The 14,802-nt window shown below is 35.9% G+C and carries 11 protein-coding genes and 1 pseudogene; 5 read left to right on the top strand and 7 right to left on the bottom strand.

Annotation, left to right across the window (positions count from 1 at the left end; all coding sequences use genetic code 11):
* Positions 1–98: 98 nt before the first annotated feature.
* From PHO71_RS13640 to PHO71_RS13620, 5 genes are all read right to left on the bottom strand, one after another.
* Positions 99–1,247, bottom strand: coding sequence for a hypothetical protein (locus PHO71_RS13640; protein WP_300204220.1), 1,149 nt, complete (start codon positions 1,245–1,247; stop codon positions 99–101).
* A 4-nt stretch (positions 1,248–1,251) separates the two neighbouring features.
* On the bottom strand, positions 1,252–2,910 hold the full coding sequence (locus PHO71_RS13635; protein ID WP_300204217.1) for an AMP-binding protein: 1,659 nt from the start codon (positions 2,908–2,910) through the stop codon (positions 1,252–1,254).
* 158 nt (positions 2,911–3,068) lie between these two features.
* The gene (locus PHO71_RS13630; protein WP_300204214.1) at positions 3,069–4,139 is read right to left on the bottom strand and encodes a GDP-L-fucose synthase; all 1,071 of its coding nucleotides are present in this window, start codon (positions 4,137–4,139) and stop codon (positions 3,069–3,071) included.
* Positions 4,140–4,151: 12 nt separating this feature from the next.
* Positions 4,152–5,222: a GDP-mannose 4,6-dehydratase gene (gmd, locus tag PHO71_RS13625; protein WP_300204211.1), complete on the bottom strand. Its 1,071-nt coding sequence runs from the start codon at positions 5,220–5,222 to the stop codon at positions 4,152–4,154.
* Between the two features lie 78 nt (positions 5,223–5,300).
* Positions 5,301–6,473 (bottom strand): dicarboxylate/amino acid:cation symporter, encoded by a 1,173-nt coding sequence (locus PHO71_RS13620; RefSeq protein WP_300204208.1) that lies wholly within the window; start codon positions 6,471–6,473, stop codon positions 5,301–5,303.
* A gap of 111 nt (positions 6,474–6,584) precedes the next feature.
* On the opposite strand from PHO71_RS13620, the gene gnd reads away from it, so the two are divergent.
* The 5 genes and pseudogenes from gnd to PHO71_RS13595 all read left to right on the top strand — a co-directional run.
* Positions 6,585–8,060 carry a decarboxylating NADP(+)-dependent phosphogluconate dehydrogenase gene (gene gnd / locus PHO71_RS13615; protein WP_300204206.1) on the top strand — a complete coding sequence of 492 codons (1,476 nt, stop codon included), beginning with the start codon at positions 6,585–6,587 and terminating at the stop codon, positions 8,058–8,060.
* A 22-nt stretch (positions 8,061–8,082) separates the two neighbouring features.
* Entirely contained in the window at positions 8,083–9,579 is a 1,497-nt protein-coding gene (gene zwf / locus PHO71_RS13610) for a glucose-6-phosphate dehydrogenase (protein ID WP_300204205.1), read from the top strand.
* Positions 9,576–10,295: a 6-phosphogluconolactonase gene (pgl, locus tag PHO71_RS13605; protein ID WP_300204202.1), complete on the top strand. Its 720-nt coding sequence runs from the start codon at positions 9,576–9,578 to the stop codon at positions 10,293–10,295. Before zwf ends, pgl begins: the two co-directional genes overlap by 4 nt.
* Before the next feature lie 42 nt (positions 10,296–10,337).
* Positions 10,338–11,291, top strand: coding sequence for a Dyp-type peroxidase (locus PHO71_RS13600; RefSeq protein WP_300204199.1), 954 nt, complete (start codon positions 10,338–10,340; stop codon positions 11,289–11,291).
* A gap of 203 nt (positions 11,292–11,494) precedes the next feature.
* Positions 11,495–11,857 (top strand): annotated as a pseudogene (locus PHO71_RS13595) (transposase); the annotation flags it as partial.
* A gap of 231 nt (positions 11,858–12,088) precedes the next feature.
* Here PHO71_RS13595 and PHO71_RS13590 read toward each other — a convergent pair.
* Positions 12,089–12,295 carry a hypothetical protein gene (locus PHO71_RS13590; RefSeq protein ID WP_300204194.1) on the bottom strand — a complete coding sequence of 69 codons (207 nt, stop codon included), beginning with the start codon at positions 12,293–12,295 and terminating at the stop codon, positions 12,089–12,091.
* A 153-nt stretch (positions 12,296–12,448) separates the two neighbouring features.
* Positions 12,449–14,575, bottom strand: coding sequence for a cation:proton antiporter (locus tag PHO71_RS13585; RefSeq protein ID WP_300204192.1), 2,127 nt, complete (start codon positions 14,573–14,575; stop codon positions 12,449–12,451).
* Positions 14,576–14,802: the final 227 nt, after the last annotated feature.

Below are 14,802 nucleotides of genomic sequence, written 5' to 3'. Positions count from 1 at the left end.
AATAATCTATAGTGTCGTTATCCTAATGAAATAGTGACACTATAGATTATAGTAAATTTATCATAGGAGTATATGATCATTATGTTGCAAATAATATTTTAGAAGATAATAACTCCTGCTTCAACAATAGCTCTTTTGTCAAAGTTATGGGAGTTATTGTAATAACGTGTCCAACCATAACCTCCCGTTGCGAAGATTCCGAATTTCTTAGTGAATTGATATTCTACATTAATACGTGTTTGTAAAGCGTAGAGGCGTCTGGAGATTATTTCATCTTTGTTTTTGAAAGCTTCAATGTGTTCGTATCCCAAATCTCCGCTGATAGAAAGTCCTTTGTAAACGCACAGAGATAGACCGGCGCGATAGGAGGCGGTTGCCGAAAACTTGTCATTTAGATTCATATTGTATGTTCCGAGTCCTAGAATCGTGTAGAATAACTCATTTTTTAAACGTACTCCTATGTTGCCAAGCGTAGTGTTTCCGCCATATACTAACATCTGAACTTTCGTGTCAGGATTAGCATTTATTAAACCAAGCTGAAAGCCTTTCATTGATTTTCGGTAATAGTTGATTAAACCCAGCTGGATTCCATGGGCTTGTGTAGCATAATTGCATAATCCTATTTGCATGCCATTTAATGTGTTAGCCGCAATATTAGCGATACCTGCCATTTGTAGTCCATTCATGTCTTTACCAGTCACATTCAAGAGCCCCGAAGCCATCATTCCACTAAAACTTTCTCCGGTAATATTTGCCAACCCGGAGAATTGCAATCCTGAAGCTGTATTTCCTGTTACATTCATGAAACCACTGGCCATTAGTCCTGTTGTGTTATCTCCTCCAATACTGGTTAGACCTGATATAACAACACCCTTTGCACCATTACCTGTAATATTAACTAATCCGGCAGTGGAAAATCCTATTAGGTTGTTTCCACTGATATTACTGATTCCGGACAATTGGAGCCCTCGCATACTGCTACCAACTACGTTAGCTAGTCCGGAAACTTGTATGCCGTTCATGTCTTTACGAGTCACTCCTCCTAAAGCGTTTATTCCTATACCATTGAGACGGTTCATCGTCGATAGAAAACCTATGTTTACAAAGGTAGTCTGTGTACTGTCAAGAGGTTGTGTACTAACACCTTTCCAAATGGAGAGATTAATACCTGCACACTTATTCTGTGCCGGTAAACAAACGGCAGCCATTAAAATAGCTGCCGTACATATTGTTTTTTTTATTTTCATATTATTATCCTTTAGCTTCTTGGTATAAGTAACGTTTGATACTCTTTTTGGGAGTTTTTTCAAATTCTTCAGGATATATTTTCATTTTAAATATTTGGCTGTAAGCCGGTAATGTCTCATTTAATGCTACTCTGTTTTCTTCCATTACGCGCTCGACATCATCATTCTTTAAACCATTGGCGAATGCTTCGTCAAAGTCCGGATAAACCAATCCGACTAATTTCTCATTTTGCTGTACAATAATGCTTTCAGCCACATAAGGCAGGTTGTTCAGTTTATCTTCAATCTCCTCAGGGTAGATGTTTTGGCCACTGGCACTGAGTAACATATTCTTGCTTCGTCCCTTGATGGTAACATTGCCTTCGGCATCCATTAATGCGAGGTCACCTGTATGTAACCAACCGTCTTTATCTATTACTTGGCGAGTCGCTTCTTCATTTTTATAATATCCTAGCATTACATTCGGACCTTTACATACGATTTCACCAACGATATTTTCAGGGTCGCAAGAAAGGATTTGTACATCCATGCGCTGAGCTGCTTTTCCACAGGAACCCGGTTTGAATTTCGTCCAATCTTCATAACATATAATCGGACCACATTCTGTCATACCATAACCTACCGTATAGGGGAAGTCGATCATTCTCAGGAATTGTTCAACTTCCTGATTGAAAGCAGCACCACCCACAATGACAGCGGCAAAATTTCCTCCAAAACCTTTGATCATTTCTTCGCGGACGGTCGCCTTGATTTTATCATTAATGAAAGGAACTTTCATCAATAATCTCATAGTTGGTGTTTCCAATTTCGGAAGCACGCTTTTTTTGATGATCTTTTCAATAATTAATGGAACGGCAACAATAAGTCTTGGCTTTACATCTGCAAAGGCTTGGAATATGATTTTGGGACTAGGCATCCGGGTGAGGAAGTAAATCTGGCATCCTACAGCAAATTCGTATAAAAACTCAAAAGCTAAACCGTACATATGTGCCATTGGCAACATGGATACGACTTTGTCGCCAGCTTGCAGAGGTAGTGCTTCAAATGCAAATTTTGTATTCGACCATAGACTGCGATAGGGAAGCATAACTCCTTTTGAATAACTGGTTGTTCCGGAAGTATAATTGATGACAGCCAATTCTTCAGGTTGGTCTTTATGATATTCAATATGTTCAGTACGGAAATTTTTAGGATATTTTCTTCCAAATAATTCGTTCAGATGTTCTCGTGCATGTGTCAGACGTTCACTACGTGAAACTAATAAAGTAAAGTCATTCATCATCAGAATTCCTTCCAATAATGGCATTGCCGTCTCATTCAGGTTTTCCCAGACCATATCTCCGACAAATAATAACTTAGCTTCGGAGTGATTGACGATATTATGCACATTATCCGCCTTAAATTCATGAAGAATGGGGACGATAACTGCTCCATAAGTTAATGTAGCCAGAAAAGTAACTCCCCAATGAGAACTGTTTCTTCCGCAAACAGCTATTTTATCTCCTTTGCGGATTCCACTTTCTTCAAAAATAATATGGAGTTTTTCGATTTTGCGAGCTACGTCTTTATACTGTAGGGTGGCACCCTTGTAATCTGTCAAGGCATCCAAGTCCCAATTGTTTTTTATACTATTTTCAATGTAAGCTATAAAACTTTGTTCCATTGTTTTTGCACATTTGGTATTAAATTGTGCAAATATAGTAATTAAATTAAGAATGAAGAATTTTTAAGAAGAGGAAAGTTACTAGGATTATCATTCTTTATAAAAAAGATGAAGAATTACTAAGCTGTAAAAGCATAGATCAATTCTTCATCTTTTATTTATTTTAAGTACCATTCGTACATTTTCTGTACACCTTCTTCTATTTCAATTTTGTGATGCCAACCTAATGCATGGAGTTTGGAGGGATCGGTTAGTTTACGCATTGTACCATCTGGTTTACTGCTGTCGAAGGTTAATTTACCTTGATAACCAACAGTTTCAACTATTCGTTCAGCTAATTGATGAATTGAGATTTCTTTTCCGGTTCCAATATTGATATGACAGTTGCGGATATCTTTATCACCTTCTTTATAAGTGTTTTTGAAATCTACATGTTCCATGACGAATACACTGGCGTCAGCCATTTCCTCACTCCAAAGAAATTCTCGTAAAGGTGTACCTGTACCCCAAAGTATTACTTCAGTTTCACTGATACCATATTTGTGGAGTATAGCAAGAATTTCTTCTTTCAGGCTGTCACCATTGAATCCTTCTACGGGACGTAGATTCATATCTTTGCGGACAGCTTCCCAATTACCTTCTTTGAGGCAATGTGCCAGATGAATCTTACGAATCATGGCGGGTAGTACATGACTGCGTTCCAGATCGAAGTTATCGTTGGGACCATACAAGTTAGTTGGCATTACTGCAATGTAATTGGTGTCGTATTGTATATTGAAACTTTCACACATTTTCAATCCTGCTATTTTGGCAATCGCATACGGCTCATTTGTGTATTCAAGTGGAGATGTTAATAATACATCTTCTTTCATCGGTTGCTCAGCATCACGAGGATATATACATGTACTGCCGAGGAATAAAAGCTTTTTTACGTTATGACGGAAACTTTCTCCAATTACATTCTGTTGAATCTGTAGGTTGTTATAGATAAAGTCTGCACGGTAAATACTATTTGCCATAATACCACCTACAAAGGCAGCAGCAAGAAATACGTATTCCGGCTGTTCATTGTCGAAGAATTGACGGACGGCAATACCGTCTAAAAGATCAAGTTCTTTGTGGTCACGACCTATAAGATTCGTATATCCTTTGTCTTGCAAATTTTTCCAAATAGCAGAGCCTACTAGTCCATGATGTCCTGCTATGTATATTTTTGCATTCTTTTCCATATTAAAATAGTATTAATGCTTGGTGCCAATCATACGTTTCACTTTTTCCATATCGTGGCGCGTCATGATGCTTACCAATTCTTCAAATGATGTCTTGCAAGGATTCCAACCTAATAATGTTCTGGCTTTTGTTGGATCGCCTAATAATTGTTCCACTTCTGCTGGACGGAAATATTTAGAATCAACTTCTACTAGAATGTTTCCTGTAGTTATGTCAATGCCTTTTTCATCTCCACCTTCACCTTCCCATTTGAGTTCGATACCTACTTCCTTAAAGGCGAGTGTTGCAAATTCACGTACAGTATGCATTTCTCCCGTAGCAATTACAAAATCCTCGGGAGTGTCGTGTTGGAGAATTAGCCACATACATTCTACATAATCTTTAGCATAACCCCAGTCGCGACGTGCATCCAAATTACCTAAATATAATTTATCCTGTTCTCCTTGGGAAATACGTGCAGCTGCTAATGTAATTTTACGTGTTACGAATGTTTCTCCACGACGTTCGCTCTCATGATTGAACAATATGCCGTTTACTGCAAACATTCCATAACTTTCACGATAATTTTTAGTAATCCAGAAACCGTATTGTTTTGCTACGCCATACGGGCTACGCGGGTAAAATGGAGTTGTTTCTTTTTGCGGAACTTCCTGTACTTTACCGAATAATTCGGAAGTAGACGCTTGATAGATACGAGTTTTCTTTTCCAATCCCAAAATGCGTACTGCTTCAAGCATACGTAGTGTACCAATAGCATCAGCTTCGGCTGTATATTCAGGAACATCGAATGAGACTTTTACATGACTTTGAGCAGCAAGGTTGTATATCTCGTCCGGTTGTACCTGTTGGATGATACGGATAAGAGAACTGGAATCAGTCATATCACCATAATGTAAATTAATGGTACGCTTTTGTTTCATATCACGTACCCATTCGTCAAAATATAAATGTTCGATACGACCAGTATTGAAAGAAGAAGAACGGCGAAGGATGCCATGTACTTCATAACCTTTTTGTAAAAGAAACTCGGCAAGGTAGGAACCATCTTGACCGGTGATGCCTGATATAAGGGCTTTTTTCATACACTATATGTTTTTATTTGAAAATACGGATACAAATGTCGGCAATTTTTGCTATATACGCAAAAAACTCATTCGATTTTATTTTTTTGTGTTATTCTTTCCCATGATTTTATCGATTATCAATGCAATAGCACCATCACCAGTTACGTTGCATGCGGTACCGAAACTATCCATGGCAATGTAGAGTGCAATCATCAGTGCCTGAGCTGATTCGTCGAATCCCAACATCGATTGTAGAATACCTAATGAAGCCATAATCGCTCCTCCGGGAACACCAGGGGCCGCAACCATCGTAATTCCTAGCATAAAAATGAATCCGGCAAATAAGGGAAAGTCAAAGGGGATACCTTGCATGATCATTAATGCAAGAGCGCAGGCAACAATTTTTAGTGTACTGCCGGATAAATGAATAGTTGCACAAAGTGGAATTACAAATCCGGCAATGTCGGCAGATACACCGTTTTTCTTTGTTTGTTCTAATGTAACAGGAATAGTAGCTGCGGAAGATTGCGTTCCTAATGCTGTAAAGTAAGCTGGCATCATTTTCCCCAATAATTTGAATGGATTTCTTTGAACAAGGAGTGCAGCAATGGAATATTGGAAAATTAATAAAAAGATGTGTAGTATAAATATTACTCCGATAATTTTAATAAAAACCATCAAAATAGAATATACTTGACCGGAATGGGTCATGTTTAAGAAAATTCCGAAAATATAAAGTGGCAGTAGCGGCAATATTACTGCACTAATCATACGTACGATGATTTCTTGAAAATCTCGTGCTACATTTTTTAATGTATCACTATTTAATGAGGCAAGGCCTAACCCAAGTGTAAAGGCAAGGATCAATGCTGTCATTACATTCATTAACGGTGGAATGGAAACTGAAAAGTAAGGAATAATACCCTGAGCTTCGCTTACTTCCTCGAGTGGTATACCTGTCTCGATAAGTGAAGGAAATACCGTGACACCGGTAAAATAGGAGAGGAAGCCTGAAAATAAGGTAGCTCCATAAGCTATCAGAGCTGTAATAAGTAGCATTTTGCCTGCACCTTTCCCAATATCAGCAATTGCTATGGTGACCAGCCCTAAAATAATTAGTGGAATCGAAAAATTAAGGAATTCACTAAAAATACTATTAAAGGTAACAAATATACGTACTAACGGTGTTGGAAAAATAGTACCAACGGCAATGCCTAATATAATTGCAATAATTATACGTGGTAATAAACCTATTTTAAATTTCTTCATTCTGGGATATTTTTTATGGATTACAAAAGTAATATTTAAATCTAAAAATTGCGAACAAATATTCTTATGAATTGTTATTTACATAAACAATATATTTAAATTATATAAGTTATGGCAAATCAGAATAAAACAGATATTGGATTAATAGGTTTGGCTGTGATGGGTGAGAATCTTGCCTTGAACATGGAGGGTAAAGGATGGTATGTTTCGGTTTATAACCGTACTGTCCCGGGAGTAGAGGAAGGAGTTGTAGACCATTTTATTAATGGACGTGCTAAAGGTAAAAATATTGAAGGATTTACAGATTTAAAAGCATTTGTTGAATCTATTGCGATTCCTCGTAAAATTATGATGATGGTTCGTGCTGGTAATCCTGTTGATGAACTCATGGAACAACTTTTCCCGTTACTTTCTTCCGGAGATATTCTTATTGATGGAGGAAATTCTAATTTTGAAGATACTAATCGCCGTGTTAAGCTTGCTGAATCAAAAGGTTTTCTGTTTGTTGGTAGTGGTGTATCTGGAGGTGAAGAAGGGGCTTTAAATGGAGCTTCTATTATGCCTGGTGGTTCAGAAAAAGCTTGGTTGGAAGTGAAACCTATTTTACAGAGCATCGCAGCAAAAGCCCCGGATGGTACTCCTTGCTGCGAATGGGTAGGACCTGCTGGGTCAGGACATTTTGTAAAAATGATTCATAATGGAATTGAATACGGAGATATGCAACTTATTGCAGAAGCCTATTGGGTGATGAAGAACTTGCTTGATTTAACTAATGAAGAAATGGCAGATGTCTTTGAACATTGGAATGAAGGAAAACTTCGTAGTTATCTTATTGAAATTACATCTAATATTCTGAGACATAAAGATAAGGTAGGAGGCTATCTTATTGATAAAATATTGGATGCGGCCGGGCAAAAAGGAACAGGCAAATGGTCGGTCATTAATGCAATGGAGCTTAGTATGCCATTGGGGTTAATTGCTACAGCAGTTTTCGAACGTAGTCTTTCGGCACAGAAAGATTTACGTCGTTTGGCTTCCAGGCAGTTTCCACATTCGCATACTCTGCCAGTATATAATAAAGTTGAATTGGTAAAAGAACTGTTTTCTGCACTCTATGCATCTAAACTTGTTTCATATGCACAAGGCTTTGCTGTTTTGCAGCGTGCTTCTGATGCTTTCAACTGGCAATTAAATCTCGCTTCTATTGCCCGAATGTGGCGTGGAGGATGCATCATTCGCAGTATTTTCCTCAACGATATAGCTGCTGCTTTTGAAGTTGCAAATAAACCAGAGCATTTGTTGTTAGCTCCATATTTTCACGAAGAAATTAAAACTTTAGTTCCTGGATGGAAAAATCTTGTAGCAGAAGCAATGAGAGAAGAACTACCTGTACCAGCATTCTCTTCGGCCTTGAATTATTTTTATTCTCTGACCTCTGCTAATTTGCCGGCTAATCTGATACAGGCGCAGCGTGACTATTTTGGTGCGCATACTTTTGAACGCAAAGATGAACTTCGAGGGCAGTTCTTTCATGAGAATTGGACAGGACGCGGAGGTGATACAAAGTCTGGAACATATAATGTATAAAGTTTAAAGAATTAGTTAAGGTATGGATAAATTTGCAATGATTATTTTTGGGGCTTCAGGAGATTTGACAAAAAGGAAACTGATGCCTGCATTGTATTCATTATTTAGGGATAAGAGGCTTACTGGAGGATTTACTATTTTGGGTATTGGGCGTACAGTCTATTCTGATGAGAGTTACAGATCTTATATCCTTGAAGAATTACAACGTTTTGTGGAGTCTGAAGAACAGAATATGGAGCTTATGACTTCATTTCTTACTCATTTATATTATTTGCCAATGGATCCGGCTAAAGCAGAAGGATATCCATTACTTCGCCAACGTCTGGTAGAAGTGACAAATGATATAAATCCTGATAATTTGTTGTTCTATTTAGCTACACCACCTTCCCTTTACGGAATTGTACCTTTACATTTGAAAGCAGCAGGATTGAATACTTCCCATTCACGTATTATTGTAGAGAAGCCCTTTGGCTATAATCTAGAATCGGCACAAGAATTGAATCGTATTTATGCTTCTGTTTTTGATGAACATCAGATTTACCGTATTGATCATTTCTTGGGTAAGGAAACGGCGCAAAATCTACTTGCTTTCCGTTTTGCTAATGGTATTTTTGAGCCATTATGGAATCGTAACTATATTGATTATGTAGAGGTTACGGCTGTAGAAAATCTTGGAATAGAACAGCGTGGAGGATTTTATGAAACCGCTGGTGCTTTACGCGATATGGTACAAAATCACTTAATCCAATTAGTAGCATTGACTGCTATGGAACCTCCTGCTATTTTTAATGCTGATAATTTTCGCAATGAAGTAGTGAAAGTCTACGAATCATTGACCCCCTTAAATGAAATCGACCTTAATGAACATATTATTCGTGGACAATATACTGCTTCTGGTAATAAAAAAGGATATCGTGAAGAGAAAGGGGTAACTTCTGATTCGCGTACGGAAACTTATATTGCAATGAAGCTGAGTATCAGTAATTGGCGTTGGAGTGGAGTACCATTTTATATTCGTACTGGTAAGCAAATGCCTACAAAGGTAACAGAAATTGTTGTTCACTTTCGTGAAACACCTCATCAAATGTTTCGTTGTTCTGGTGGTAACTGTCCGCGTGCTAATAAATTGATTCTTCGTTTGCAACCTAATGAAGGCATAGTACTCAAAATAGGAATGAAAGTTCCCGGAGCCGGTTTTGAGGTCCGTCAAGTGACGATGGATTTCAGTTATGCTGAGTTAGGCGGGGTACCTGGCGGTGATGCTTATGCCCGCTTAATAGATGATTGTATTCAAGGAGATGCGACTTTATTTACGCGTAGTGATGCAGTAGAAGCTTCATGGCGTTTCTTCGATCCAGTACTTCATTATTGGAAGGATAACCCTAATGCACCGCTTTATGGCTATCCTGCAGGTACATGGGGACCTTTAGAAAGTGAAGCTATGATGCATGAACATGGTGCCGAATGGACAAATCCTTGTAAAAATTTGAAACATACAGAACAATATTGTGAATTATGAAACTATCTATCTATCCTTCGTCAGTTGAGGCTTCACGTAAGTTAATACTTCATATAATAAACATTATGAATGAAGAACCTGTAAAAACATTCAATATTGGATTGAGTGGAGGGCAAACTCCGGCATTGATGTTCGATATTTGGGCGAATGAATATTCAAATGTTACGCCTTGGGAGCGAATGAGGATATTTTGGGTGGATGAACGATGTGTACCTCCTACAGATTCAGACAGTAATTATGGAATGATTTGTTCTCTTCTACTAAGTCTGGTTCCTATTCCTTATGAAAATGTATTTCGTATTTATGGAGAAATGAAGTCACCTAATAAAGAGGCCAAACGTTATTCTGAATTAGTGGAGCAGTTAGTACCTGATAAAGATGGGTTTCCGGAATTTGACATTATACTGCTTGGGGCAGGAGTGGATGGACATACTTCTTCAATTTTTCCAGGACAAGAGAAATTTCTAAATGCTGATGCCGCTTATGTTACTACTGTTAATCCCATTAATGGTCAAAAGAGAATAGCAATGACTGGAAATGTCATTATAAATGCTCGTTGGACTATTTTTCTGATTACTGGAGGATCAAAAGCAGAAGTAGTGAATGAAATATGCTATTCGGGAGATGTAAGTCCAGCCGCTTATGTCGCTCATCATGCAAAAAACGTAGAATTATTTCTTGATGAAGTAGCAATTTTGAACCCTTCTGAGAAGTAAAACGGATAAGATTATAATGACTAAAATTAAATAATGATTAATATGAATCCTAATCAATGCCCGTTTAGCAGTAACTTTCCGCAAGATGTTGTAGAAAAACAAGGAGAGAATGCTATATTTATTGTTTATGGACTGAAACAGTTGCCAGCTACTATTGACAAAGTAAAAGATGTATGTACTAATTTTTCCGCATTGATTCGTAGTATGCGTAATCGTTTTCCAGATGTGCAGTTCAGTTGTACTATGGGTTTTGGAGCTGATGCATGGAGTTATCTTTTCCCAGAGAGGGAAAAACCAAAAGAGTTGGTTCCTTTTCAAGAAATAAAGGGAGATAGATATACAGCGGTATCCACTCATGGTGATTTGCTATTTCATATTCGATCCGGACAGATGGGGTTGTGTTTTGAATTTGCTTCTATTATAGATGAAAAACTTAAAGGAGTAGTTGAGCCAATTGATGAAACACATGGTTTTAGATATTTGGATGGTAAGGCTATTATAGGCTTTGTGGATGGTACAGAAAATCCAGCTATTGATGAAAACCCCTACTTTTTTGCAGTGATTGGTGAAGAAGATCCTAATTTTAAAGGTGGGAGCTATGCTTTTGTGCAAAAATATATCCATAACATGGTAGCGTGGAACTCGCTTTCGGTTGAAGAGCAAGAAAAAGTGATTGGTCGTCATAAGTTTAATGATGTCGAACTTTCTGATGAAGAGAAACCTAAAAATGCACATAATGCTGTCACTAATATTGGGGATGATTTGAAAATTGTAAGGGCAAATATGCCATTTGCTAACACCTCAAGAGGAGAATATGGTACTTATTTTATTGGTTATGCTAGTACTTTCAGTACTACACATCAAATGTTGGAAAATATGTTTATTGGAAATCCAGTTGGTAATACTGATCGCCTTTTGGACTTTAGTACACCAATAACAGGAACTCTTTTTTTTGTGCCTTCGTATGATTTGCTAGGGAAACTTGGTGATGAATGAAAATTTTATGAATATTGTAATTTTACAAAAATAACAATTGGAAAGATTATAACTATAGTTATTCTAATAGAGATTAATATAGTAATGATGATTACTCATTCAAAGGATTAAATATAGCGATCAATACTAGATATAAAGAACTAAAAGTGAATTTAATTAAATGAGATATTACTAATGTGAATCAGTAGTTGAAACCACTTGTTGATGATCTGACAGTACTCAAAAGAGAAGCTACTGATAGTCTGATAAACAGAGACATCTTTCTTGATAAAATCTATTCAGACTTCTCATTCCGGGAAGAAAAGAAGCAACAACAAGAACTAACGATGCTCACTCCCGTGAAAGCAATTAAAGGTGAGTTGCCAGTAATTACCCAAAGAGAGAAAGTGGAAGGAGACTTATTTTCGACAGCTGTGTCTAAGGTCAGACAGCCTATAGAATCATTTTTCAACTGGCTGAATGAAAAAATAAATATTCAAAGAGCGATGAAAGTCAGATCTACATCTGGACTTTTAGTATATACGATGGGGAAAATTGCCATCGCATTCATTTATCTAATTTTTTAAAACAAAGAATCAGTATTCAACTGCTGATTCGCATTAATAATTAATTTTTGTGTTCTACTTATTTGATTTTAAAAGATTATTTATAAAATTGTGAGGTTTCTTTGAGGACAGTTTTGTAGACATTTTAAACATCAGATGTATATAAATAATATTACTTGTATAATTAATGTAAATATTTAAATATAAATTTATAGGAAAAAACATAAAAAGAATATATAATGTGAAAAAACATTATTTCTCCTCTTTTATTTGGTAGTTTTCTTCTACTTTTCTACAAGTGCATACATAATAATTGGGATTATCCAATACATCTTGTAGGGATTTAGGTAGAATAATCTCTTTTGTGTTTCGATTTACTGCTACCATAGCATATATTATGCTTTCATTTCTGCATTTTTCTATCAATGCATTTTTAAGTTCTTCTACGTTGTATTCCATTCTTGAGACTTTTCAATGCAAAAGTACAAAAACAACTTATATAAATTGAATGGATTAGCATATTTATATAGTTGATTTATTTCGTAGGCATAATGTTTTAGAGAATGGGATAATGTATTATGTAAAAAGCAACTTATATGTAAAATCTCTATATTATTCTTTTGTAATCCATTTATAAAACCGTTTACCGATTTTTTCATAATGTTGTGGCTCATTATTATTTAAGTTAGACGGAAATGGGGTATATTGTACTTTCTCTTGTTGGTTAGGATATACAATGACGAAGCTATTATTTGAAAAATATTTCTCTAACTGTTTAGAGAGTAAATCAAAAGAATTATCGTGCGATAGTGTCCCATGATGTGCACTTATAATAACTAATAAATGATCATAACTCACTTGCTGTGTGATTATTAGCAAGTCATCCCAATTGTCTAAAGAAGAAAAGTCAGTTAAAGTTTGTCCGTGTTTCTTTTTTATTAATGTTTGTATGCACAAGGTTGTTTCTGAGTTTGCAAAAAAATGTACTCGACATTTTAAAGTATTACTCATTCTACAAAAATGCTCTACCCATTTAGAAAAACCTGATTCATATTCTGCTTTTGGAGGAACTGCAATAATGATTTTTTTTAGTGTATTGATCGGCACTAAAAATCTAGCTATCATGATTTCATAATGTAGATTTTTTAATAAATTTTCTGTGATCATTCCGAAGAATGAATCTGTTACATTTAGTTTATGATGTAGACCTATGATAACACTTGTTATCTGATATTCCTTAATGGCATGGATTATCCCAGAAGCAATATCAAAATCATATCGGCTGATTCTTTTCATGGGCATATTTGCGATTTGTGCTGTTGAAACAGCTTGGTCTAAGAAGTGCTTACTTCTTTGTTTCAGCTTTTCAGAAGTATTATCATCATTAATAACATTTAATGTATGGAGATTATCTTTTAATTTGGGATTGCATATCATAATTGAAAGATTTACTAAATTCTCAATTGTATTTGGGTTAGCAATGGGAATCAGTATTTTTTCAGTGTCTATAAAATTATCCTTTTCGATTTGAAATCCATCCATTGTAATTTTATGTATTGTGTGTTCAGTTATTAATGAACTGACTATGCATGTAATAAGGATTAATAGTATAGTTCCATTCAATACATCGTCATTTAATAGGCGTTCGCCATTAGGCAGAATAATATTATAACCGATTAAAACGGCTGCTAGAGTGGCAGCAGCTTGTGCATTACTTAGACCATACATTAAATCTCTTTCAATATTTGACATTTTATAGATTTTTTGTGTTAGCCAACATGCAATCCATTTTCCTGTCAAAGCCATAATAATCATTATAGTTGCTACTTTTAGCACTTCTCCATGCCCAAAAATTACATGTATATTTATTAACATTCCTACTCCAATCAAAAAGTAGGGGATGAAGAGCGCATTGCCTACAAATTTTAGACGATTCATCAATGGAGAGATATCAGGAATAAGACGGTTCAGTACAAGTCCAACCAAGAAAGCGCCAAGAATACCTTCCATTCCTATGAATTCCATTAATCCTGCACCTAAGAATACTATGGCAAGTACGAATATGAATTGCATAACATTGTCATTATATCTACGGAAGAACCAACGACCGATATATGGAAAGAAAAATGTAATGAGTGTTCCTAAAAAGAGGACCTTTAATACAAGCCAAATCCAAAATAATTCTCCTGATTCTCCTTTATACAACCCACTTATTACAGCTAATACTAATAATGTAAGTGTGTCTGTTACTGCTGTACCTCCTACAGCAATACTTACACTACGATGGCGTGACATACCATACCGTGTGATGATTGGATATGTAACTAATGTATGTGATGCATACATACTTGCTAGTAAAATAGAAGTGATAACACTATATCTCAGATATGTTATGTTTGCTACGAAACCTATTGTAATTGGAACTATAAAAGCTAATATTCCCAATACAAGTGCTTTGCTTCGATTTTCTTTAAAATCTTCCATATTCATGTCTAATCCCGCTAAAAACATTATGTAGTAGAGTCCTACCTTTCCAAATAATTCAAAACTGTTATCGCGGGTTAAGATATTAAAACCATGTTCGCCAATAATTAATCCTGCTAATATCATACCGATGATATGTGGAATATGAAGTTTGTTTAGCAATATGGGAGCAAATAATATAATAATGAGTACAAGGAAAAATATCCATGTAGGGTTGGTTATAGGAAAATTCAAATTAATGCTAATCCAATCCATCTTTTAATCAGTTTTCAATTTTGTATGCAAAATAACAAAAAAGATTATTCCATTCCTAGCAAACTTACTATTAGATCAAAAGTTCATTTTTATAAATTCAATTGTGAGTAATGAGTATTTCTATTTTCAGGATAATAGTATGTGGGGTGTTTTATGGAATAAGAAAACATATATAAATTGAATCTTTTATGGAGTGTACTTAACTATGTATGATATAAGAAAAATGA

Source organism: Bacteroides sp., from assembly GCF_028690125.1.
Classification (GTDB): Bacteria; Bacteroidota; Bacteroidia; order Bacteroidales; family Bacteroidaceae; genus Bacteroides.
The sequence above is the reverse complement of the archived record's forward strand: the minus strand, read 5'-3'. Positions and strand labels throughout refer to the sequence as shown.